The organism is Mesorhizobium ventifaucium (genome assembly GCF_935822925.1).
GTDB classification, from domain to species: domain Bacteria; phylum Pseudomonadota; class Alphaproteobacteria; order Rhizobiales; family Rhizobiaceae; genus Mesorhizobium; species Mesorhizobium ventifaucium.
The window spans coordinates 131,040-150,670 of record NZ_CAKXZS010000009.1 but is presented as its reverse complement, the minus strand read 5'-3'; the positions used below and the strand labels follow the sequence as shown (position 1 = coordinate 150,670).

Sequence of the window (19,631 nt, the reverse complement as noted above, 5' to 3'; positions counted from 1 at the left end):
AATGGCGACCACACAACTGGAACGGCCGGGAGATCGCGGCTTGAGCGCTCGCGCCAGGCGGGCGCTGAAGGCGGTGCCGCTTGCCTGGAAACGGTTCTGGCGCCTCGTTTCGCTTTACATGCCGAAGCGGCTCTATGCCCGCTCGCTGATCATCGTCATCGCACCGATGATCCTGCTGCAATCGGTCCTTGCCTTTGTCTTCATGGAACGCCACTGGCAGACCGTGACGCAACGCCTGTCGCAGGCCACGGTCCGCGACATTGCGGCGATTGTCGACCTGGTGGAAACCTATCCGAACGACGCCGACTACGCCAACATCATCCGCATCGCGCAAGATCGCATGCAGCTGAAGATCGACTTGCTGCCGCCCGATCCGCTGCCGGCACCGGGTCCAAAGCCGTTCTTCTCGATCCTCGACGAAATTCTCTCGTCCGAGATCACCCATCAGATCAACCGCCCGTTCTGGATCGATACGGTCGGCAATTCCAACATCATCGAGGTCCGCGTCCAACTCGAGGGCAAGGTGCTGCGCGCCTTCGTGCGCCGCAGTCAGGCCTATGCCTCGAACACGCACATTTTCCTGATCTGGATGGTCGGCACCTCGCTGGTGCTGCTGATGATCGCCATCCCTTTCCTGCGCAATCAGATCCGGCCGATCCTGACGCTGGCCGAGGCCGCCGAAAGTTTCGGCAAGGGCCGGCCGATGCCGCTCGATTTCCGTCCGCGCGGCGCCGAGGAGGTTCGCCGCGCCGGCTTTGCCTTTATCCAGATGCGCGAACGCATCGAACGCCAGCTCGAACAGCGCACCGCCATGCTGAGCGGCGTCAGTCACGATTTGAGGACCATCCTCACCCGCTTCAAGCTGCAGCTTGCGCTGACCGGGACCAAGGCCGACACCGAGGCGCTAGGCCAGGACATTGACGACATGCAGTCCATGCTGGAAGGCTATCTCGCCTTTGCCCGCGGCGAGGCAACGGAAGACGCCGGCCGTTTCAACCTTGAAGCCTATTTCGACAAACTCGGCGAGGAGGCCACGCTGCGCAAGCGCAAGCTGTCGACCGCGCTCGCCGGCGATCCAAATGTGCATGTGCGGCCCCACGCCTTTGCCCGGCTGTTGTCCAATGTCGTCGGCAACGCCTTCCGTTATGCCAAGACGGTTGAGATCAACGCCAACCACGGCCGCGGCTCACTGCTCGTCACCATCGACGACGACGGTCCGGGCATTCCGCCCGAAAAGCGCGAGCACGTGTTCAAGCCTTTCGTGCGGCTTGACGAGGCCCGCAACCTCGACGCCAGCGGCACCGGCCTCGGCCTTGCCATCGCACGCGACATCGCCCGCAGCCATGGCGGCGACATCATGCTCGACAAGAGCCCGCTCGGCGGCTTGCGCGCCGTCATCAAGGTTCCGGCTTGAGTAGAGCGACGTGCGTCCTTGGACGCACAAAGTACGCTCTACACTTTGAACCGACGCGACGTGCGTTGAATTGGACGCACAAGGCACGCTCTAACACTTTGAACCTACACATCGTGCTCTCAGGTGGTTGTAGACGGCCATCCGGCTATGCCTTCATCGGCCCGTCATGAAACCATGCTGAAGAGCGCGCATGAAGCGCGTGATCCTGATTGATTCGGCCTCGCGGCCTCGCATCAAGGAAACCGACGACCTTTCTAGCAAAGGCCTGCTATGCGCATCCTGATGGTCACCGACGCCTGGCGCCCGCAAGTCAACGGCGTCGTCCATACGCTGGAACGGCTTTCGGAGACCCTGAAATCCTTCGACGTCGAGACGGACTTCCTGACCCCGAACATCTTTCGTACCTTGCCCTTGCCGACCTATCCCGACATCCGGCTGGCGCTGACGACGCCAGGCCGCGTCGCGCGCCTGATCGAAGCGCGCAATGCCGATCATATCCATATCGTCACCGAAGGCCCGCTCGGCATGATGGCCCGGCGCTATTGCCGCAAGGCGGGCCGGCCGTTCACGACAAGCTATCACACGCGCTTTCCGGAATATCTGAGCGCGCGGCTGCCAATACCGGAAGCCTGGACCTATCGCTGGCTTCGCGATTTCCACAATTCCGGACAGGGCACGCTGGTCGCCACCCAGTCGCTGGCGGACGATCTGGCGGCGCGCGGCTTCACCAAGCTCAGCCCATGGACGCGCGGCGTCGATACCGACCATTTCCGGCCCAACAAGAAAAAGGATCTGGGGCTCGAGCGACCGATCTTCCTCTGCGTCGGCCGCGTTGCGATCGAAAAGAACCTGACCGCCTTCCTCGACTTGGATTTGCCCGGTAGCAAGGTGGTCGTCGGCGAGGGACCGGAGTTGGCCAGGCTCAAGGCGAGATACCCCGATGCCCATTTCCTTGGCCACCGCCCGAACGACGAACTGGCCGAAATCTACGCCTCTGTCGATGTCTTCGTTTTTCCCAGCCGCACCGACACGTTCGGCAATGTCATCATCGAGGCGCTGGCCAGCGGCACGCCGGTCGCAGCTTATCCGGTGACCGGGCCAATCGACATTGTCGGCGACGGCGTCGGCGGAGCGGTGTCGAACGATTTGCGTGAGGCCGCGCTCGCCGCGCTCGATGTCGACCGCGCCGAGGCGCGCCAACGGGCAATGCGCTATAGCTGGAAAGCCTGCGCGGAGATGTTCCTGGAAACGGTTGGAGAGGCACTGGGCACCCAGCGAAAAATGACACCACCTTTCGTCGTCCGCGAGCGAAGCGGCGGCAAAGCCGATGCGCAGACCCGAACATCCATTCCGTGACCTGCGAGCGGCGGCTTCACTGGCATCAGGATCGAATGCCCAAACAGCTGGTCGCGAGTCCGAATTTCGAAAAAAGGCATCGGCGACGGCACGACCGTGCTCGTGATGCGGACGGCCTGCCGACATCTCGCTTAAGACGCCAATGGTGCGGATCAGCCGTGGGCCGGGGTGGCAACCCACGTCTTCGAAAAGCAGGCAGATGGCAGCCTGAAACTCCGGCTGCACACCTTCAACTGATCAACGGCGTTCTCTGCTTCCGACGGGAGGGTTCCGCTACCGGGTCGCTGATACACCGTCAGGTTCTCGGAAGGGGACTTCGCTGCTTCTATGGGAATCGCCGCTTGGGTGTGGATACGGTCAAAGCCGCAGCGGCCCAGCCCCTGATCACAGCATGGAAAAACTCCCTGCCTTCCCCTCTATGCCTTCCACATCGTCGAGCGCAGAACGGCTTGCATGTGCTCTTTGAGGTCGAGCTCGCCGCGTGCCTCGACATTCAGTAGATACTTTGCCTTGGCCCGCCGATCGGCTTCGCTGACAGCGGGAAGCGGGATAGGAGCAGACAGCCACCAGCGCTTTTTCTTCAGCCCGGCTAGCCTTGGCACAGTCGCGGCCGCTACTGCCCCTTTCGTGGACGGCCCTACCGAACGCCGCGTACGTTGCCCTATGCGCTTCGATCAATGCCCGCAGCTCGCGGGATGGTACCTGGTTCCGTCGCTGTTCCGTCGCTGCGGTTCCCTGGCGACGGCCGTTCCGACAACGGTTGAAGCGATCACGGCGCTTGCGGAATTGAGGATCAAGGTGCGGCGGTTGATCCTGAACATGGCGAACTCCTGGCACTGTGCTGGCTGCGGGACCGCGCCCAGCCGCACGCTGACCATAGCATCACGGGCAGCCGAATCCTGTCAGGATGTTCAGTGCCACCGAAAGTCTGCGCGTCCGCTTCGCTCCCGCTCCGCCCGTGGATGACGAAGCTAGAACAGTCGGCCGCCGTCAGGCACCCTGCGTTCGATCGCGCCAAGCACGACCGCACCCTCCTCGTCGGGAAAGCCAAGCGTCAGCACTTCCGACATGAAGGGGCCGATCTGCCGCGGCGGAAAATTGACCACCGCGAACACCTGCCGGCCGATCAGAGTCTCGGGCGCATAATATTTGGTGATCTGCGCCGACGATTTCTTCACCCCGATGTCAGCGCCGAAATCGATCTTCAGCTTGATCGACGGCTTGCGCGCCTCGGGAAACGGCTCGGCCTCGACGATGGTGCCGGCGCGAATGTCGACACGGTCGAAATCGGCGAAGCTGATCTCGGGCTTGCGCTGGCCGCTCGAACTCATGGAGGTTCAGGTCCTGGCTCAGGCGTTTCCGTAGGTCTCGAACAGGACGCCGGCCAGCGCATCCTTGGCCGAGGTTCCCGACCAGACGACGAACTGGAACGCCTGGAAATAGCATTCGCAGGCTTCCAGCGCCGACGACAACAGCACCTCGACCTGCTGGCTCGACGGCTCGACCCCGCCGGCGAGCAGCAGCGACTGGCGGAACATGATCGCGCCCTCCTGCTCCCAGAGGTCGAAATGGCCGAACAGCATCTGCTCGTTGATCAGCGAAAGCAGCCGCATCACTTCGAGCGCGCGCGCCTCCGGCACCTTGATGTCGAAAGCGCAGGCCAGATGCAGCGCCTCGAAATCCTCCATCCAGGAAAATGAGACGTGGTAGTCGGTCCAGCTTCCGGCAACCGAAATCGAAATCTCGTCGTCACCGGCCCGTTCGAAGGACCACTCGTTGTTATGCGCCACCTGCTCGATAACATCCACCGGATGGATTTCGCGCGAGAATTCGAGTTCGAGAAGTTCCATGAATGCTTCCTGTCGTTCTATCGCATCGGCCCGAAAATCGGTTCGATTTTCGGAAAGCACGATGCGAACATTCAAAGTGCCAGAGCGTACTTTGTGCGTCCAAGTGGACGCACGTCGCTCTAGGCGGAGCGCCACCACACGCTCCGCGGGAGAGGCACGCACAACGAACAATTTTGTCTAGAACTCGGACGGCCGGGACTTCGTCAACGCAAAGACCCCAGACCGTACCCCACCGCCCGGCCGCATGACCCTGCTCCGAATCATGCAACAAATTCAGTCTATTGATCGGGACTCGCGTGACCAGCCCATTTTTTCGCGCTGCGTCATTCGCATGTGGAAAGCCGCTGTCACAAAGATTCACGCAATGCCGGTAAGCGATTCACGACAAAGCGCTTTTTGCGATTGTGCTTTGTGGAAAAGTTTAACGATTATTTTTTTGATCTGGGCTTTGCCGCAGCCGCAGGCGCGGCCTGCCCGGTCAGGTCGGCGAGCTTCGCCTCAAGCACTTCGACGCGGGCAGCCAGACGGGTGTTTTCTTCCCTGGCTTTTACCGCCATGTCGCGGGCAGCTTCGAATTCTTCGCGCTGCACCAGGTCCATCGAGTTGAGAACGCGCTCGGCCTGCCCCTTGAAGGCGGTTTCCACTTCGCGGCGCACGCCTTGCGCGGCACCCGCAGCGTCGGTCATCAGCTTGGCGAATTCATCGAGAATGCGGTTCGGTCCGGTCGACATGGCAGATCCTCGCTTGCTCGATTTGACGTAGTGGCGCGCGACGCGGAATGCAAGAACGTTGAGGCTGCTGCGTCATCAAGTCGGATGCAATTTGACCTGACCTCGCAAGCCATAGCTGGTACCATCCAAGGAAGAGCAGTTTGACGGGGGTCTGCAATGGCTATCAGGGCGAATTTGGACCAGCGTCTTGCCGCACTCGACGCCGCGCTCGCGAAAGGCATCGGCGATGCCGACGCAGGGCGAGTGAAGGCTGCGGAAGAGGTGCTTGACCGCCTGGAGGCCAAATATCAAGGCATTGGCCGGGACCAAGCGCTGAGGCGGCAGTACCGGCACGATTTGCCCGCTTCCCGAACCCGTATTTGCCGCGCCAGCATCGTCTTGACCCCGTCAAAACCCTGCCGCATGGTCCGCGCCCGAATGTGATCGCAACCGGGAGATCCTGTTGAGCGAGTATTTTATGCTGCCGCTGGCCGTCCTTCCCTTCCCCAACATCGACCCGGTCATCGTCCAGATCGGGCCGCTGGCGGTGCATTGGTATGGCGTCGGCTACATCGTCGGCATTCTCTTCGCCTGGTGGTATGCCAAGCGGCTCGTCGCCAATGCGAGGCTCTGGCCTGACGGCACCGTGCCGATGAAGCCCGAGGATCTCGACGACTTCATCGTCTGGGCGGCTATCGGCGTGGTGCTTGGCGGGCGCACCGGCTACGTGCTGTTTTACGACCTGCCGCGCTACATCGCTCAACCCTTCGATATCCTTGCCGTCTGGCAGGGCGGCATGTCGTTCCATGGCGGGCTGCTCGGCGTCGTCCTCGCCATGACGCTGTTTTCCTGGTCGCGCGGCATCCGCACATGGTCGCTGTTCGACGTGGTGGCGGCCGGCGTGCCGGTCGGCCTTGGCCTGGTCCGCCTGGCGAATTTCATCAACTCCGAACTCTGGGGCAGGCCGACCGACGTGCCATGGGCGGTCGAATTCCCCAATGGCGGGCCCTTTGCGCGCCATCCGAGCCAGCTCTACGAGGCGCTGCTCGAAGGCCTGGTGCTGTTCCTGGTCTTGCGCTTCCTCACCCATTCCAGGCTCAAGCTGAAGACGCCTCGCTTCGTCGGCGGCGCCTTCATCGCCGGCTACGGCCTGTCGCGCATCTTTGTCGAATTCTTCCGCGAGCCCGACCAGCAGCTCGGCTACCTCCTCGGCACCGGCTGGCTGACGATGGGCATGGTGCTGTCGCTGCCGATGCTGCTGGCCGGCATATGGGCGATGGCGACTGCGAAGCCGGTAACACAACCCCAGCCGGTATGACCCGGCTGAAAACCCGCATCGCCGAGCTGATCGCTGCGGCGGGGCCGATCCCCGTCAACCACTACATGGCTCTTTGCCTGTTCGATCCGCTGGACGGCTATTACACGACGCGCGAGCCGTTCGGGGCTGCCGGCGACTTCGTCACCGCGCCGGAGATCAGCCAGATGTTCGGCGAGCTGATCGCCGTCTGGCTCTACGAAGCCTGGCTGGCGACCGGCCGGCCGATGCCGGTCACCATCGCCGAGATTGGCCCCGGCCGCGGCACATTGATGAAGGACATGCTGCGCACGCTTTCGCGGCTCGATCCGGCGCTGACCGCCGGTGCATCGTTCGCCATGATCGAGACCAGCCCGCGACTGGCCGATGTCCAAAGGCAAACGCTTGCCGCCACGCCTAGCGCGATCGGCTGGCACGAAAGCATCGACACGCTGCCGCAGACCCCGCTTTTCATCGTCGGCAACGAATTGTTCGACGCGGTGCCGATCCGCCAGTTCGTCCGCGCCGGAACAGGCTGGCGCGAACGAATGATCGGTATCGATGACGCGGACGAATTGCATTTCTTCGCCGGCGCCGGCTCGGTCGACCCGAGGCTGTTGCCGGACGATGCCGAAGACGCGCCACAGGGCGCGATCATCGAGGTCGCGCCGGCCCGAGCCGCGCTGATGGCGAGCATCGCCGAGCGATTGGCCGGGCTCGGCGGCGCCGGCCTGTTCCTCGACTATGGCTACCTTCAGCCAGGGATCGGCGACACGTTGCAGGCCTTGCGCAAGCACGATCACGATGATGTGCTGGCCAATCCGGGCGAGGCCGATCTTACCGCCCATGTCGATTTCGCCGCCCTTGCCACGATCGTGCGGGCGCATGGCCTCGATGCCCATCTCTCCACGCAAGGCGAATTCCTGGTGGAAATGGGCCTCCTCGAACGCGCCGGCCAGCTCGGCGCCAATGCCAATGAGGCGGCTCGCGAAAAGATTGCAGGCGAGGTCGAACGCCTCGCCGGCCCGCAAGCCATGGGCGACCTGTTCAAGGTGCTTGCCATCCTGCCTGCCGGCATCGCCGTTCCGCCCTTTGCAACGGCGGATTGACTTTTCACCGCCGCCTCTCCCACTCTCCCGCCTTCCGACTGTCGCCATCTCTGGACTGTCGCCATCCTTGCACTGTGGCTTGACGAAATCGCTCTCACGGACAACAACGCAGCCATGCTGAATCAGACCAAACCGGATCCCGTTCGGTCGCCCTTGCTGGAGAAAGCGCGGGCGCAAGGCATTCGCCACGGCTATTTCACCCGTGTTGGCGGCGTCTCCAGCGGCATCTATCAGGGCCTCAACATCGGCACCGGCTCGAGCGACGACCTGACGCAGGTCGCCGAGAACCGCCGCCGCGTCGCCGACTGGATGGGCGTGCCGGCGAGCCATCTGTTGACCGCCCACCAGATCCATTCGCCCGACGTCGTCATCGCCCGGGAGCCTTTTCCCGGCGAGCGGCCGAAGGCCGACGCTGTCGTCACCGACCGGCCGGGGATTGCGGTTGGCGCCTCGACGGCCGATTGCGGACCGGTGCTGTTCGCCGATGCCGAGGCGCGTATCGTCGGCGCAGCGCATGCCGGCTGGAAGGGCGCCTTGTCAGGGGTGCTGGAAAACACCATTGCGGCGATGGAAAGCCTCGGCGCCCGGCGCGAGCGCATCGTTGCGGTCCTCGGCCCGTCCATCGGCCCGGAAAACTATGAAGTCGGCCCGGAATTCATCGCCCGTTTCGTCGCGGCCGATGCCGACAATATCCGCTATTTCGGGCCCGCCGCGAAGCCGGAACATGCAATGTTCGACCTCAGCCGCTATACGGTCGATCGGCTGACCCGGGCCGGCGTCACCGCCGATGGGCTCGGCCGCTGCACCTACGCCGAGGAGGATCTGTTCTATTCCTACCGGCGCAGCACCCATCGCAAGGAGCCGGATTACGGGCGGCAGATTTCGGCAATCGTTTTGGAGACAGAATAATGGCGCTGCATTTCGAACGGTCGGAATTTGACGCGCGGCGCGATCGGCTGATGATCGAGATCGCCGAGAAGAAGCTCGATGCCGTCCTTTTGTTTGCGCAGGAGAGCATGTACTGGCTGACTGGCTACGACACGTTTGGCTTCTGCTTCTTCCAGTGCCTGGTGGTGAAGGCAGACGGTTCGATGATCCTGCTCACGCGCTCGGCCGATCTGCGCCAGGCGCGCCACACCTCGATCATCGACGACATCGTGCTGTGGACCGATCGCGACGGCGCCAATCCGGCGATCGACCTGCGCAATTTGCTCAACGACCTCGACCTGCTCGGCGCCCGCATCGGCGTCGAATACGACACCCACGGCCTGACCGCCTACAATGGCCGGCGCCTGGACGAGCAATTGCAGACCTTTGGCCAGATCGCCGACGCGTCCGGCATCGTCAGCCGGTTGCGCCTGTTCAAGAGCCCGGCCGAGATCGCCAAGGTGGAAAAGGCCGCAAATCTCGCCGACGACGCGTTGGACGCGGCCCTGCCGCTGATCAAGCAGGGTGGCGACGAAGCCTTGATCCTCGCCGCCATGCAGGGCGCGATCTTTGCCGGCGGCGGCGACTATCCGGCCAACGAGTTCATCATCGGCTCAGGCGTGGACGCACTGCTTTGCCGTTACAAGGCTGGCCGTCGCAAACTGAGCAAAAACGACCAGCTGACGCTCGAATGGGCCGGCGTCTTCCACCATTACCATGCGGCGATGATGCGCACGGTGCTGACCGGCAAAGTGTCGAAACGTCACCAGGAACTGTTCGATGCGGCGCGCGCCGCACTTCTGGCGGTCGAAAAAGCGATGACACCGGGAAATACCTTCGGCGACGTGTTCGACGCGCATGCCCGCACGCTCGAAACGCACAATTTGACCAAGCACCGGCTCAACGCCTGCGGCTATTCGCTCGGCGCCCGCTTCACCCCATCATGGATGGACATGCCGATGTTCTATCAAGGCAATCCCGAACCGATCGCGCCAAACATGACGCTGTTCGCCCACATGATCATCATGGACTCCGAAACCGAGACGGCAATGACGCTTGGCCGCACCTATCTGACGACTGAATCGCAGCCGAAGCCGCTGTCCCGCCTTGATCTCGACTTGATTGTGCAATGAATCCATAATGGTAAGCAAGAGGCGTTCATCGCCAGGGAGTTTTGAGGCAAATGAGGCGATCGCATGCGACGACCGTGTCATTGCTCGCGGCGCTGACGCTGGCCGCCTGCACCAACGCGAAGGACGTTCTCGAACCCTCGGCCATCGCCCCGCAGTCGACGCAGGCCGTGCCAACGGCCGGAAGCGGCACGGCTGCAACGGCCACCGCACCTGCAACCACCGCCCAGCCTTCCGCTACGGCCCAGTCTTCCGCCCCTGCACAGCCCGCAACCACGACCGTGCCGCCGGCAAAGAGCGCCGCCGTCATCGCACGCACCCGTCTGCAGGTGGCGCCGATCGTAGGCGCGTCGGTGGAAGCCGCGACGCCATTGACCGCGCAGCTTCAGACGCGAGCCAAGCAGCGCGGCATCACCTTGGCAGGAAGCGCCGGCCAGACCCCGACGCACGTGCTGAAGGGCTATTTCTCGACGATGTCGGAAGGCAAGGATACCACCGTCATCTATGTCTGGGACGTCTATGACCCGGCAGGCAACCGGCTGCATCGCATCAACGGCCAGCAGAAGGCGCCCTCGGTCAATGATGGCGAAGGCTGGGCTGCGGTCGCGCCGGAGACCATGCAGGCGATCGCCGACCAGACCATCGACCAGTTTGCCACATGGCTTGGCGGCCAAGCGGGCTGACCGGCGGGCTGACATGTTGCCGGCTTTCCTCGCCGTTCATGTATATTGAGATTAGCCGGCGGATTCCGATCACGACGCTTGCAATACCGGCACGGGCCGCTAAAAGCCCCGACTAAGGGGCTCAAGAGAGTCTGCCAGAGTCTCCATCCTTCACCAGGAACGGTGCATGAAGCTTTTCGCGGGCAATTCCAACAGGGTGCTGGCCGAAGCGGTCGCCCGCTATCTCAACATCCCGCTGGGCAAAGCCAGCGTCAGGCGCTTCGCCGATCAGGAAATCTTCGTCGAAATACAGGAGAATGTGCGTGGCGAGGATGTCTTCATCCTGCAGTCCACCTCGTTTCCGACCAACGATCACCTGATGGAGTTGCTCATCATGATCGATGCCTTCATGCGCTCGTCAGCCAAGCGCATCACCGCGGTCATTCCCTATTTCGGCTATGCAAGGCAAGACCGCCGCGCCTCGGGCCGCACGCCGATTTCGGCCAAGCTGGTCGCCAACATGATCACCCGGGCGGGTGTCGATCGCGTCTTGACGCTGGATCTCCACGCCGGCCAGATCCAGGGCTTTTTCGACATCCCGACCGACAATCTCTTCTCGGTGCCGGTCATGGCCCGCGACGTGAAGGCGAAATACAAGCGGCTTGCCAATGTCATGGTCGTGTCGCCGGACGTCGGCGGCGTGGTCCGCGCCCGCGCGCTCGCCAAGCGCATCGATGCCCAGCTTGCCATCGTCGACAAGCGTCGCGAGCGCCCCGGCGAATCGGAAGTGATGAACGTCATCGGCGACGTGCGCGGCAAGGATTGCCTGCTGATCGACGACATCATCGATTCGGGCGGCACCTTGTGCAATGCGGCCGATGCGCTGCTTGCCGCCGGCGCCACCAGCGTCACCGCCTACACCACCCATGGCGTTTTGTCGGGCGGCGCCATCGCCCGCATCGGCGCCTCGAAACTGCAGGAACTGGTCATCACCGATTCCATCCAGCCGACCCAGGCGGTGCTCGACGCCAGCAACATCCGCGTTGTCTCCATCGCCGACCTGATGGGTGAGGCGATCTCGCGCACGGCGACCGAAGAGTCGGTGTCGAGCCTGTTCGACTGAAATCTCTGCCCGCGCTATCTTGTTTTTGCGCATGATCCTTTCGGGGTCATGCGCTACCCGTCGACATCCTGATGTTGTCCCTTGAGCCGCGCATATAGCCGCGTGGCGACGCCCCCAGCATTCGCTTGAACATGGTGATGAAGGCCGGCACGCTGTCGTAGCCGAGATCGAGCGCCACCCTTGTGATCGGCTCGCCGTCGGCCAGCCTCGGCAAGGCCGCGAACAGGCAGGCCTGCTGGCGCCATGTCGACAACGACAATCCGGTCTGGCGATGAAAGGCGCGGGTGAAGGAACGCCGGCTCATGCCGACGATATCGGCCCATTCATCGATCGTCGCGTGCGGCGAGGGTGCTGCGACGAAGCGCCGGCACAGTGCCGCGAGCCTTGGATCCGAAGGAAAAGGCAGGCCGAGCGGCCGTTCCGGTAGGTTCGGGATTTCATGCAGCAGGAGGCTCATGATCAGCCCGCCGCGCCCCTCAAGCTCGGCGCCCTGCGGCAGCTTTTCCGATTCCACGATCAGGCTGTGCATCAGATCGGTGATGCCGACGACGCGCAAGCCATCCGGCAGCCCGGCGATGGCGTCCGGCATCACATAGACCGAGCGCATGCTTACGTCGCCAAGCATCTCGACGGAATGCTCGGTGCCGGCAGGAATCCACATCGCATGATCGGGCGGCACCATCCAGCGCCCATGCCGCGTCGTCACCAGCACGACGCCGACAAGCGCATGCAGCAACTGACTGCGACTGTGACGGTGCTGCGGCACGTGGTAACCGTCGGGATATTCGGTCGGCAGGGCCACCGCCGGCCCGACGGCCTGCTCCAGCCACTGCCAGCGGCGCTGATGCAACTGCCCGAGATCGGTGAAGTGCCCGAGATCGGTAAATTGGTCGAGATCGGTCTCGCCCGCTTTGAAGATTTCGTTGCCATGCGGCATTGGCTAATGGCCCACTCGCGAAACTTTTGGACCAAACCACGAAAGAAGTCGCCCGGCAAGTAACTTATAAGGCAGCGGGCCATAAGGGCCGCCTGCGGCAGCGTCCGCCAAAGAGACCATGGAGCCTGCCTTGACCGATACGACAGCCACCGCCGCCGCCGCGCCGGCGACGGCCAGCCACACTTCGGCGCAAGCGACGGCCTTCAGCGTCATCCTTGCGGTGAGCTTCTGCCACTGCGTCAACGACATCATGCAGTCGCTGCTGTCGGCCATCTATCCACTGCTGAAGGACAATTATGGTCTCGATTTCTGGCAGATCGGCCTTTTGACCTTCACCTTCCAGGTGACGGCGTCATTGCTGCAGCCGCTGATCGGCATGGTCACCGACAAGCGGCCGATGCCCTATTCGCTGCCTTATGGCATGGCGTCTTCGCTGATCGGCCTGATCGTGCTGGCCTATGCCGGACATTATTGGCTGCTGCTGATCGGCGCGTCACTGATTGGCATCGGCTCGGCAATCTTCCATCCGGAATCCTCGCGCATCGCCCGCTTCGCCTCGGGCGGCAGGTTCGGCCTGGCGCAATCGCTGTTCCAGGTCGGCGGCAATCTCGGCCAGGCCATCGGGCCGCTGCTGGCCGCCTTCATCGTCGTGCCCTTCGGCCAGACCAGCATCGCGTGGTTTGCCGTCGGCTCGCTGATCGGCATCATCGTGCTGTGGCGGGTCGGCGGCTGGTACAGCCGCCTGCGCGCCTCGCTTGCCAGCCGCAAGGCGGCAGGCTTCGTCTCGCCCTTCCCGCGCCGCAAGGTGATCGGCGCGCTGGCGGTGCTGACCCTGCTGGTGCTGACCAAGAACGCCTACGTTGCCAGCCTCGCCAGCTACTACACCTTCTACGCCATCGATAAATTCGGCGTTTCGGTTCAGATGTCGCAGGTCATGCTGTTCCTGTTCCTCGGCGCCTCGGCGCTGGGCATCCTGCTCGGCGGCCCGTTCGGCGATCGCTACGGGGAGAAGGCGATGATCTGGTTCTCGATCGTCGGTGTGCTGCCCTTTACGCTGGCCTTGCCCTACGCCAATTTCGAATGGACCATGATCCTGACCGTGCTGATCGGCCTGATCCTGTCCTCGGCCTTCCCGAACATCGTCGTCTTCGCCCAGGAACTGGTGCCCGGCCGCGTCGGCATGATCGCCGGCGTCTTCTTCGGCTTCGCCTTTGGCATGGGCGGCATCGCCGCCGCCGTGCTCGGCGTCGTCGCCGACCTGAAAGGCATCGACTTCGTCTTTCAGATCTGCTCGTATTTGCCGCTGCTCGGGCTGCTGACGGTTTTTCTTCCCAATATGAGGCAAGCGGGGAAGCTCGAGGAGGAGACCACGATCGGGTGAAGCTTGAGTTGGATTTCGGCCTTAAGCCAGGCTGTCATTGCTCTCAGGAGCAGCCGTCTCCTGCTCACCCTACGTGTGAGAACGGTCGCAGGTCGATCTTTGCCGTCACGTGCTGCAGAGCTTTCTAAACGCACTGATCGCGGCAACCGCTCTTGAATGGATGTCCTTGTCTGAAGGAACCGGCAGAGTGCCAATGACCCGTCGGATCTGCAGATCACCTATCAGCAGATTCAAGAACCAGTCGGCCGCTATGCGCGCAGATGGGGCGGCCAGCGCACTGCGCTCCAAGCCGCGCTGGATCAATTTCTCGATCAGCGGAAATACCGAATCGCGGCCCCCTGCGGCGATCGTCGCACCCAATTCGCCACTCTCGTCAGAAGCAGCCGCGCGGTTCAGGGAAATTGCCCGCTCGCCAAGCAACATCGAAAGGAGGATCGGAGCAGCATCTTCAAGGGTTGCCAGAGGATCGGCTTCGTCCCTGATTGCCGCATCCAGTGCCGCCTTCGTCATCCTTGCATTGTTTTCGACCATCGTCTTGAACAGGCCCTTCTTGTCGCCATACCAGCGATAAAGGGTCTCGTTTGATGCCTTTGCCTCTTTGGCTATGCCAAGCATGGAAGTGCCGCCGTAGCCTCTCTCCTTGAGAAGCTTGTAGGCTGCCCGCTCGATCTGTGCCCGCCGCGCAGCCTTGCTGTCTTCGCGCATTCCAATCTCCGAAACTGCCAATCTCCTAACTGTGCCGATCTTCGAAACCGCTTGACCAGAACCGTACACTTTTGTACGTATATGTGAAAGCGTACACGACGATACGGTTTAGTGGAAGCAGCTATGCCTGGGATGGTCGTAGGATTGTCGGTCACCTCGATCGTCTTTTGCGGGGCGATCTTCGGATTTTTCTACGCCTGGGTCTGCTCCACAATGTGGGGGCTCGACCAGACTGATCCGCGAGTGGCGATCGAGGCTATGCAGGCGATGAATGCATCGGTTCGCAACGCCGTGTTCTTTCCCGCATTCTTTCTGACGCCGGTCGTCCTCGGGCTCACGGCTGCCGCGATGCGTTTCAATGGCCGCAAATCGCCTGCGTTCTGGTTCGCTGCGGCGGCGCTCGTCTATCTGACATCGGGCCTCTTCCTCACATTGGCGGTGAACGTGCCGATGAACGAGGCATTGGCCGCAACTCCCGTCCCCAGGGATATCGAGACTGCGCGAGAGATCTGGCAGGACTATTCACAACGGTGGCAGTTCTGGAACCAGGCGCGAACCATCGCATCAGGTATCGCCCTGGCTTTTGCCGGCTTCGGTCTGGCGAGATTGTGACCGGGAGCGTTCAGCGGAGCAAGGCGATCAGCCGACATCAGCCAAGGCTGCTGTGGATGACATTGGCATGCCTTGCCAGCAGGCGCCAACGCGCGTCGCTCCAAACGTAGACGTTGGTGAACCGGCGCTCGAGCGGTCCCCCGGAGAACATTTCGGCCGAGATGCTGCCTGAGGTGGCAACGATGGTCTCTCGACCCATAACAACGCCGACGTTTGCGGTGATGGCAATGCGTTCGATCGTCCGGTCCAAGCTGTCGCTGGCGATCGCCCCGGATGCCATGAGCGAGCGGACCGCTTCGCCATCGACGACGCGATTGTTCGGCGCGTTGCCGAGATAGTTAGGATGCTGGATTGCCGCCATGGCGTCCGGATCGCCACTCGATCCGGCCTTTAATTGCATGTGATCTGCGGCGCGCAAGGCTTCTTCGGTCGGTTCCGTCGACGCGGAATGGGCTAAGGTTTTCATGGCTGCCCTCGGCTTGAAGGATCGTTTCAGCAAAGACGGCAGCGCGGCCTGCAACTCACCGCAGCTTCAACAGATCGGCGATGCGGTTATGCGCGATCATTTCGGACTGCAGCGCGTCATGTGCCGCGTTCACGGGATCGAGCCCGTCCTTGTAGGGGCCGACGGCAAGGCGTCCGGGCCTTGTGCCGAACTCCATCCCGGCCAGCGCAATGACAGCATCGGAGACCTCCTTCGGATCGAGTTCTGCATCAGGCGCCAGATCCGTCAGCATCGCCTCAATGTGCGTCCGATAGGCAGCAAGCGCCGCCTGGTTCGGTTGGCCCGGCTGGTCGATCATGGCCTGCCAGTAGCGCTTGGCGTTCGCTTGGAATTTGGTCGGATAAGCGCCGGCGGGCTGCACGATCGTGACCTCGATGTTTGATGCCGCCACTTCGTAGGCCAGTGCGTCGGCGGCCGCCTGCACCGCCAGTTTCGACGCGCAGTAACCGCCGAGCATTGGGTCGATGGCGCGGCCGAGCGCGCTCGACATCTGGATGATGGTGCCACTGCCCTGCGTCCGCATCACCGGCAGCACGGCCCGGCACATGCGGAGCGCGCCGCCCATATTGGTGTCGATGTTGGAGGCGAAGTAGCTCAGCGGCTGAAGCTCGACAGGACCCGGTACGGCGATACCGGCATTGTTGACCAGAATGTCGATGCGCCCGGCCAACTCCACTGCGCGGGCGACGCCTGCGGTGACCGACTCATCGCTCAGCACATCAATCTCGACGACGTCCAGCGGCAAGCCGTTCGAAGCGAGCGCGCCGAGGTCCGCGGCCGCTTGCGCGTTACGTTCGCGGACATCGCGCATCGTGGCGAGGACGCGTGTTCCGCTACGGGCAAACCCTTCCGCCATCAACCGACCGAAGCCGGAACTGCTCCCCGTTATCAGGACAACCTTCGGGGCCGAAGGCGCCGGCTGCGCGAATGCAGGCGCGGCGGCTACCACCGCCAAGGCTGCGCCGGTCTTGATGACGTTGCGCCGAGATATGCTCCTTCCACCTGGCATAACCTTCACTCCTGTTGGGAGTTCAGAAGATGACGGCGTCGGCACCGGCATGCTAGACATGACATTAGAGAAAGTTCGTTCGAAAATTTGTACCAATGGCGAATCCTGGAAACATCGCCCTATTTCTGAAGGTGGTTGAGACCGGCGGCTTCTCCGCAGCCGCACGCGCGTTGGGCGTTCGCAAGGCGACGGTCAGCCGGGGCGTGGCGCAGTTGGAGAGCGAGTTGGACGTTCGACTGCTGCATCGAACGACCCGGAAAGTGACGTTGACCGCGCTGGGTGCGACGTTTCATCGAGAAGCCGAGCGCGGCTTCGCTCACCTGCAATCGGCCGAAGAGTTCGTGCGAGCGGCTCGTGCCGAGCCGGAGGGACGCCTACGCGTTTCGGCGCCGATCTATCTGGGCACGCACCATCTCATGGACTGGATAGCATCGTTCCTGGCACAGCACCCGAAGGTGAGCATCGAGTTGCGCCTTACCGACAAACATGTCGATCTGGTCGCGGAGCGCATCGACGTCGCACTGAGGACCGGCCGGCTGCCGGATTCGAGCCTCGTTGCGCGACGTCTTGGCGCGGTCGAAGGTATCTTCGTTGCCAGCCCGGAGTATCTACGGAGCCGTCATGCTCCGACGACGCTCGGCGACCTGGACGATCATGACCTGATCCTGCTCGGCGGTACACTTGAGCCACGAAGCGTCGCGTTGCAGGTTTTGGGCAGCGCTGTCGATGCACGCTGAGACCGCGGATGGTTGTCGACAATGCCGAGGCTGCCCTGCGCGCTGCGCGTTCCGGTGTCGGCATCGCCCTGCTGCCGCTCGGCGTTGCGGCGCACGACCTTTTATCGGGAAGGTTGGTGCGTGTTCTTGGCGATTGCCGGCAGGATGGCGGCGCGTTTCACGTCGTATTTCCGAGCAACCGACACATGCCGGCGGCCCAGCGCGCCTTTATCGATCACGTCGTCGCCGAGAGTGAGGTCATGCTGGCGCGTCACGCCAAAGCAGCAGCAATGCAGGCTGGGCCACTACCGGGTGAGCTTCGTCCCGGCTCGATCAAATGGGATAAGGGTTCGGAGCGGTCCTTGCGCAAGCACCCTGCCTGGTGAGCCTCATCGCAGCCGCGGCCGCAGCCAGGTAAAAGAGGCATGCAGCGCCGAATGCCCAGCCATAGCCTCGCACGACGTCGCTTTGCGTCGCGGCCACCGACATCAGTACCCGCCAAGCCCATAGTAGGGCCGAGTTCGGGCAGCGGTTCTAAGTTCGTTCATTTTGCGGCTTTGGCCGGCGACGCCGCTCGGCTTCTATCAGCCGCTTTCGTAGTTCATGCCGTCGTCATCAAGGCTTGAATTCAGCCACTCGGGCAAGCCGCCTTCGAACCGCCGTGAGTCCCAGCCTCGCGCCCTCAAAATTGCCAGCGCGTCGGCAGAGAGAACGCACTGGACACCACGACAATAGGCGACGATGACCTTCTCTCGTGGAAGCTCCGCAAGTCGTTCTTCCAGCTCACCCACGGGGATGTTGATCGCGCCCGGCAAATGCCCGGCCGCGTATTCTTCTCGCGGCCGAACGTCGAGCAGCACGATTTCGTCGTCCCGCATGCGGCGCACGAGTTCCTCGCGCGAGATGCTCTCCAGACTGTCCGGCCGGCTCATAGTGTCATCGATAAGCTCGCGGATTTGCTCGCGCCTGTGGTTTGCAAGGCTGCGCAAGGCCCCAAGCACGTTTTCGATCGGGCCATCGGCCAAACGATAAAGCACGCGTTTCCCGTCTCGCCGGGTCTGCACCAAGCCGGCCCGCTTGAGCTGTTGAAGATGCTGCGACGTGTTGGCCAAGGCGATCCCGGAAAGTTGCGTGAGCTGCTCCACGGCCAGTTCGCCGTCGGCAATGTGGCGGAGAAGAACCAGCCGGTGTGCATGCCCCAGCGTGCGGGCGAGATCGGCTATCTCGTCAAAGATCGGATGATGGACATCTGCGTTTTTCATACTGCAATTCTATCATCAATCAATTAATCAATCAATACATTGAATGACTGATTTTCATCGGCTAGTGTCTGACGCCGAAGACGGCAGCATGGGCAACACAGGAGCATAGAAATGAACAAGCAGTTGGAGTTCGTCGTCCGCGCTGCCGCGATCGGAACGGGGGCGACGGCGGTGATGGATCTTTGGGGATTGTTTCTGAAACGAACGTTCGCGATTACGCCTTTTGATTATGCCTGGGTCGGCCGCTGGATCGGCCACTTTCCGCGAGGCCGCTTCGCGCATGCGAATATCGCGCAGGCTCCCCGAATTCGCGGCGAAACGCCTATTGGGTGGGTCGCGCATTACGCGATCGGCATCGTCTTTGCTGCATTGCTGATGGGAGTTTGGGGCCTCGACTGGGCGCGACACCCGACATTGCTTCCCGCCCTTGTTGTCGGCATGTCCACTGTCGTCGCCCCGTTTTTCGTAATGCAGCCAGCCTTTGGAGCCGGAATTGCAGCCTCGAAAACGCCCAATCCGAGCACCGCGCGTCTGCGCGGCCTCATGACTCATCTGTCCTTCGGGGTCGGGCTGTATGTCGCTGCGTTGCTTTCGGCACTGCTGTTTCCGGTCTGACACCGATCGATTGCGGTCGGCTTTCAAGACATGACCCAAATGTTTGAAAATGGGAAATTCAAAGCGAGACACTATCCATGCCTGCAACGGCTTGCCCGCAGGCCGACTGGTGACCGGCCGGGTCGGCATGTTCGCCGGTATCTTATTCGGCTTTGCCTTCGGCATAGGCGGCCTCGCCGCCGGGCCTGGGGTCGTCGTCGACATAAGGGCATCGACTTCGCCTTTCAGGTTTGCTCCTCATGCCGCTGCTTGACCTGTTGACGGTGTTTTGCCGAACTCGTCGCCTTCGGGAGCGTGACGAACTGCACGGTTGA

The 19,631-nt window shown here is 62.4% G+C and carries 22 protein-coding genes and 2 pseudogenes; 16 read left to right on the top strand and 8 right to left on the bottom strand.

Going from position 1 to position 19,631, the window contains the following annotated elements; genetic code table 11:
- Window position 1 precedes the first annotated feature (1 nt).
- The 3 genes and pseudogenes from NMG70_RS07565 to NMG70_RS07555 form a co-directional block, all read left to right on the top strand.
- Window positions 2-1,414, top strand: coding sequence for an ATP-binding protein (locus tag NMG70_RS07565; protein WP_254023949.1), 1,413 nt, complete (start codon window positions 2-4; stop codon window positions 1,412-1,414).
- Between the two features lie 270 nt (window positions 1,415-1,684).
- Complete coding sequence (locus NMG70_RS07560; protein ID WP_254023948.1) at window positions 1,685-2,770, top strand: glycosyltransferase family 4 protein; 1,086 nt, start codon at window positions 1,685-1,687, stop codon at window positions 2,768-2,770.
- A 135-nt stretch (window positions 2,771-2,905) separates the two neighbouring features.
- Window positions 2,906-3,007, top strand: a pseudogene (locus NMG70_RS07555) (YybH family protein); the annotation flags it as partial.
- A 734-nt stretch (window positions 3,008-3,741) separates the two neighbouring features.
- On the opposite strand, the gene NMG70_RS07550 reads toward NMG70_RS07555, so the two are convergent.
- The 3 genes from NMG70_RS07550 to NMG70_RS07540 form a co-directional block, all read right to left on the bottom strand.
- The gene (locus NMG70_RS07550) at window positions 3,742-4,101 is read right to left on the bottom strand and encodes a tRNA-binding protein (protein ID WP_254023947.1); all 360 of its coding nucleotides are present in this window, start codon (window positions 4,099-4,101) and stop codon (window positions 3,742-3,744) included.
- A gap of 18 nt (window positions 4,102-4,119) precedes the next feature.
- Window positions 4,120-4,620 carry a type III secretion system chaperone family protein gene (locus NMG70_RS07545; protein ID WP_095491597.1) on the bottom strand — a complete coding sequence of 167 codons (501 nt, stop codon included), beginning with the start codon at window positions 4,618-4,620 and terminating at the stop codon, window positions 4,120-4,122.
- Between the two features lie 428 nt (window positions 4,621-5,048).
- Window positions 5,049-5,351 carry an accessory factor UbiK family protein gene (locus tag NMG70_RS07540; protein ID WP_254023946.1) on the bottom strand — a complete coding sequence of 101 codons (303 nt, stop codon included), beginning with the start codon at window positions 5,349-5,351 and terminating at the stop codon, window positions 5,049-5,051.
- A 156-nt stretch (window positions 5,352-5,507) separates the two neighbouring features.
- Between NMG70_RS07540 and NMG70_RS07535 the strand changes: the two genes are divergently transcribed.
- The 7 genes from NMG70_RS07535 to NMG70_RS07505 all read left to right on the top strand — a co-directional run bounded on the left by NMG70_RS07535 (window position 5,508) and on the right by NMG70_RS07505 (window position 11,575).
- The gene (locus NMG70_RS07535) at window positions 5,508-5,774 is read left to right on the top strand and encodes a hypothetical protein (RefSeq protein ID WP_254023945.1); all 267 of its coding nucleotides are present in this window, start codon (window positions 5,508-5,510) and stop codon (window positions 5,772-5,774) included.
- Between the two features lie 19 nt (window positions 5,775-5,793).
- Window positions 5,794-6,648 carry a prolipoprotein diacylglyceryl transferase gene (lgt, locus tag NMG70_RS07530; RefSeq protein ID WP_254023944.1) on the top strand — a complete coding sequence of 285 codons (855 nt, stop codon included), beginning with the start codon at window positions 5,794-5,796 and terminating at the stop codon, window positions 6,646-6,648.
- Entirely contained in the window at window positions 6,645-7,733 is a 1,089-nt protein-coding gene (locus NMG70_RS07525) for a class I SAM-dependent methyltransferase (RefSeq protein ID WP_254023943.1), read from the top strand. The genes lgt and NMG70_RS07525 overlap by 4 nt, the downstream gene beginning before the upstream one ends.
- Before the next feature lie 114 nt (window positions 7,734-7,847).
- Window positions 7,848-8,642 carry a peptidoglycan editing factor PgeF gene (gene pgeF, locus NMG70_RS07520; protein ID WP_254023942.1) on the top strand — a complete coding sequence of 265 codons (795 nt, stop codon included), beginning with the start codon at window positions 7,848-7,850 and terminating at the stop codon, window positions 8,640-8,642.
- On the top strand, window positions 8,642-9,793 hold the full coding sequence (locus NMG70_RS07515) for a M24 family metallopeptidase (RefSeq protein ID WP_254023941.1): 1,152 nt from the start codon (window positions 8,642-8,644) through the stop codon (window positions 9,791-9,793). Before pgeF ends, NMG70_RS07515 begins: the two co-directional genes overlap by 1 nt.
- 50 nt (window positions 9,794-9,843) lie before the next feature.
- A complete protein-coding gene (locus NMG70_RS07510) occupies window positions 9,844-10,473 on the top strand; it encodes a hypothetical protein (protein WP_254023940.1) in 630 nt (209 codons plus the stop codon).
- Between the two features lie 166 nt (window positions 10,474-10,639).
- A complete protein-coding gene (locus NMG70_RS07505) occupies window positions 10,640-11,575 on the top strand; it encodes a ribose-phosphate pyrophosphokinase (protein WP_023799890.1) in 936 nt (311 codons plus the stop codon).
- A gap of 46 nt (window positions 11,576-11,621) precedes the next feature.
- On the opposite strand, the gene NMG70_RS07500 is transcribed toward NMG70_RS07505, so the two are convergent.
- Complete coding sequence (locus NMG70_RS07500) at window positions 11,622-12,512, bottom strand: AraC family transcriptional regulator (RefSeq protein WP_254023939.1); 891 nt, start codon at window positions 12,510-12,512, stop codon at window positions 11,622-11,624.
- A gap of 118 nt (window positions 12,513-12,630) precedes the next feature.
- Between NMG70_RS07500 and NMG70_RS07495 the strand changes: the two genes are divergently transcribed.
- A complete protein-coding gene (locus NMG70_RS07495) occupies window positions 12,631-13,893 on the top strand; it encodes an MFS transporter (RefSeq protein WP_254023938.1) in 1,263 nt (420 codons plus the stop codon).
- 105 nt (window positions 13,894-13,998) lie between these two features.
- Here the strand turns inward: NMG70_RS07495 and NMG70_RS07490 are convergent, their stop codons facing one another.
- Window positions 13,999-14,598 carry a TetR/AcrR family transcriptional regulator gene (locus NMG70_RS07490; RefSeq protein WP_254023937.1) on the bottom strand — a complete coding sequence of 200 codons (600 nt, stop codon included), beginning with the start codon at window positions 14,596-14,598 and terminating at the stop codon, window positions 13,999-14,001.
- A gap of 123 nt (window positions 14,599-14,721) precedes the next feature.
- On the opposite strand from NMG70_RS07490, the gene NMG70_RS07485 reads away from it, so the two are divergent.
- Window positions 14,722-15,210: an anthrone oxygenase family protein gene (locus tag NMG70_RS07485; RefSeq protein ID WP_254023936.1), complete on the top strand. Its 489-nt coding sequence runs from the start codon at window positions 14,722-14,724 to the stop codon at window positions 15,208-15,210.
- 37 nt (window positions 15,211-15,247) lie between these two features.
- Here NMG70_RS07485 and NMG70_RS07480 read toward each other — a convergent pair whose 3' ends face one another.
- Both NMG70_RS07480 and NMG70_RS07475 read right to left on the bottom strand, forming a co-directional pair.
- Window positions 15,248-15,676 (bottom strand): nuclear transport factor 2 family protein, encoded by a 429-nt coding sequence (locus NMG70_RS07480; RefSeq protein ID WP_254023935.1) that lies wholly within the window; start codon window positions 15,674-15,676, stop codon window positions 15,248-15,250.
- 55 nt (window positions 15,677-15,731) lie between these two features.
- Window positions 15,732-16,724, bottom strand: coding sequence for an SDR family NAD(P)-dependent oxidoreductase (locus NMG70_RS07475; protein ID WP_254023934.1), 993 nt, complete (start codon window positions 16,722-16,724; stop codon window positions 15,732-15,734).
- Between the two features lie 95 nt (window positions 16,725-16,819).
- Here NMG70_RS07475 and NMG70_RS07470 point away from each other — a divergent pair, with 95 nt between their 5' ends.
- The gene (locus NMG70_RS07470; RefSeq protein ID WP_254023933.1) at window positions 16,820-17,461 is read left to right on the top strand and encodes a LysR family transcriptional regulator; all 642 of its coding nucleotides are present in this window, start codon (window positions 16,820-16,822) and stop codon (window positions 17,459-17,461) included.
- An 8-nt stretch (window positions 17,462-17,469) separates the two neighbouring features.
- Window positions 17,470-17,826: a LysR substrate-binding domain-containing protein gene (locus NMG70_RS07465; RefSeq protein WP_254023932.1), complete on the top strand. Its 357-nt coding sequence runs from the start codon at window positions 17,470-17,472 to the stop codon at window positions 17,824-17,826.
- Window positions 17,827-18,024: 198 nt separating this feature from the next.
- Here the strand turns inward: NMG70_RS07465 and NMG70_RS07460 are convergent, their stop codons facing one another.
- Entirely contained in the window at window positions 18,025-18,702 is a 678-nt protein-coding gene (locus NMG70_RS07460; RefSeq protein WP_254023931.1) for an ArsR/SmtB family transcription factor, read from the bottom strand.
- A 123-nt stretch (window positions 18,703-18,825) separates the two neighbouring features.
- On the opposite strand from NMG70_RS07460, the gene NMG70_RS07455 reads away from it, so the two are divergent.
- Both NMG70_RS07455 and NMG70_RS07450 read left to right on the top strand, forming a co-directional pair.
- The gene (locus tag NMG70_RS07455; RefSeq protein WP_254023930.1) at window positions 18,826-19,317 is read left to right on the top strand and encodes a DUF2938 domain-containing protein; all 492 of its coding nucleotides are present in this window, start codon (window positions 18,826-18,828) and stop codon (window positions 19,315-19,317) included.
- Between the two features lie 97 nt (window positions 19,318-19,414).
- Window positions 19,415-19,631 (top strand): annotated as a pseudogene (locus NMG70_RS07450) (hypothetical protein); the annotation flags it as partial.

Coding starts and splice junctions, on each gene's coding strand:
- NMG70_RS07565 (WP_254023949.1), top strand. CDS start 2: ATGGCGACCACACAACTGGAACGGCCGGGAGATCGCGGCTTGAGCGCT.
- NMG70_RS07560 (WP_254023948.1), top strand. CDS start 1,685: ATGCGCATCCTGATGGTCACCGACGCCTGGCGCCCGCAAGTCAACGGC.
- NMG70_RS07550 (WP_254023947.1), bottom strand. CDS start 4,101: ATGAGTTCGAGCGGCCAGCGCAAGCCCGAGATCAGCTTCGCCGATTTC.
- NMG70_RS07545 (WP_095491597.1), bottom strand. CDS start 4,620: ATGGAACTTCTCGAACTCGAATTCTCGCGCGAAATCCATCCGGTGGAT.
- NMG70_RS07540 (WP_254023946.1), bottom strand. CDS start 5,351: ATGTCGACCGGACCGAACCGCATTCTCGATGAATTCGCCAAGCTGATG.
- NMG70_RS07535 (WP_254023945.1), top strand. CDS start 5,508: ATGGCTATCAGGGCGAATTTGGACCAGCGTCTTGCCGCACTCGACGCC.
- NMG70_RS07525 (WP_254023943.1), top strand. CDS start 6,645: ATGACCCGGCTGAAAACCCGCATCGCCGAGCTGATCGCTGCGGCGGGG.
- pgeF (WP_254023942.1), top strand. CDS start 7,848: ATGCTGAATCAGACCAAACCGGATCCCGTTCGGTCGCCCTTGCTGGAG.
- NMG70_RS07515 (WP_254023941.1), top strand. CDS start 8,642: ATGGCGCTGCATTTCGAACGGTCGGAATTTGACGCGCGGCGCGATCGG.
- NMG70_RS07510 (WP_254023940.1), top strand. CDS start 9,844: ATGAGGCGATCGCATGCGACGACCGTGTCATTGCTCGCGGCGCTGACG.
- NMG70_RS07505 (WP_023799890.1), top strand. CDS start 10,640: ATGAAGCTTTTCGCGGGCAATTCCAACAGGGTGCTGGCCGAAGCGGTC.
- NMG70_RS07500 (WP_254023939.1), bottom strand. CDS start 12,512: ATGCCGCATGGCAACGAAATCTTCAAAGCGGGCGAGACCGATCTCGAC.
- NMG70_RS07495 (WP_254023938.1), top strand. CDS start 12,631: ATGGAGCCTGCCTTGACCGATACGACAGCCACCGCCGCCGCCGCGCCG.
- NMG70_RS07490 (WP_254023937.1), bottom strand. CDS start 14,598: ATGCGCGAAGACAGCAAGGCTGCGCGGCGGGCACAGATCGAGCGGGCA.
- NMG70_RS07485 (WP_254023936.1), top strand. CDS start 14,722: ATGCCTGGGATGGTCGTAGGATTGTCGGTCACCTCGATCGTCTTTTGC.
- NMG70_RS07480 (WP_254023935.1), bottom strand. CDS start 15,676: ATGAAAACCTTAGCCCATTCCGCGTCGACGGAACCGACCGAAGAAGCC.
- NMG70_RS07475 (WP_254023934.1), bottom strand. CDS start 16,724: ATGCCAGGTGGAAGGAGCATATCTCGGCGCAACGTCATCAAGACCGGC.
- NMG70_RS07470 (WP_254023933.1), top strand. CDS start 16,820: ATGGCGAATCCTGGAAACATCGCCCTATTTCTGAAGGTGGTTGAGACC.
- NMG70_RS07465 (WP_254023932.1), top strand. CDS start 17,470: ATGGTTGTCGACAATGCCGAGGCTGCCCTGCGCGCTGCGCGTTCCGGT.
- NMG70_RS07460 (WP_254023931.1), bottom strand. CDS start 18,702: ATGAAAAACGCAGATGTCCATCATCCGATCTTTGACGAGATAGCCGAT.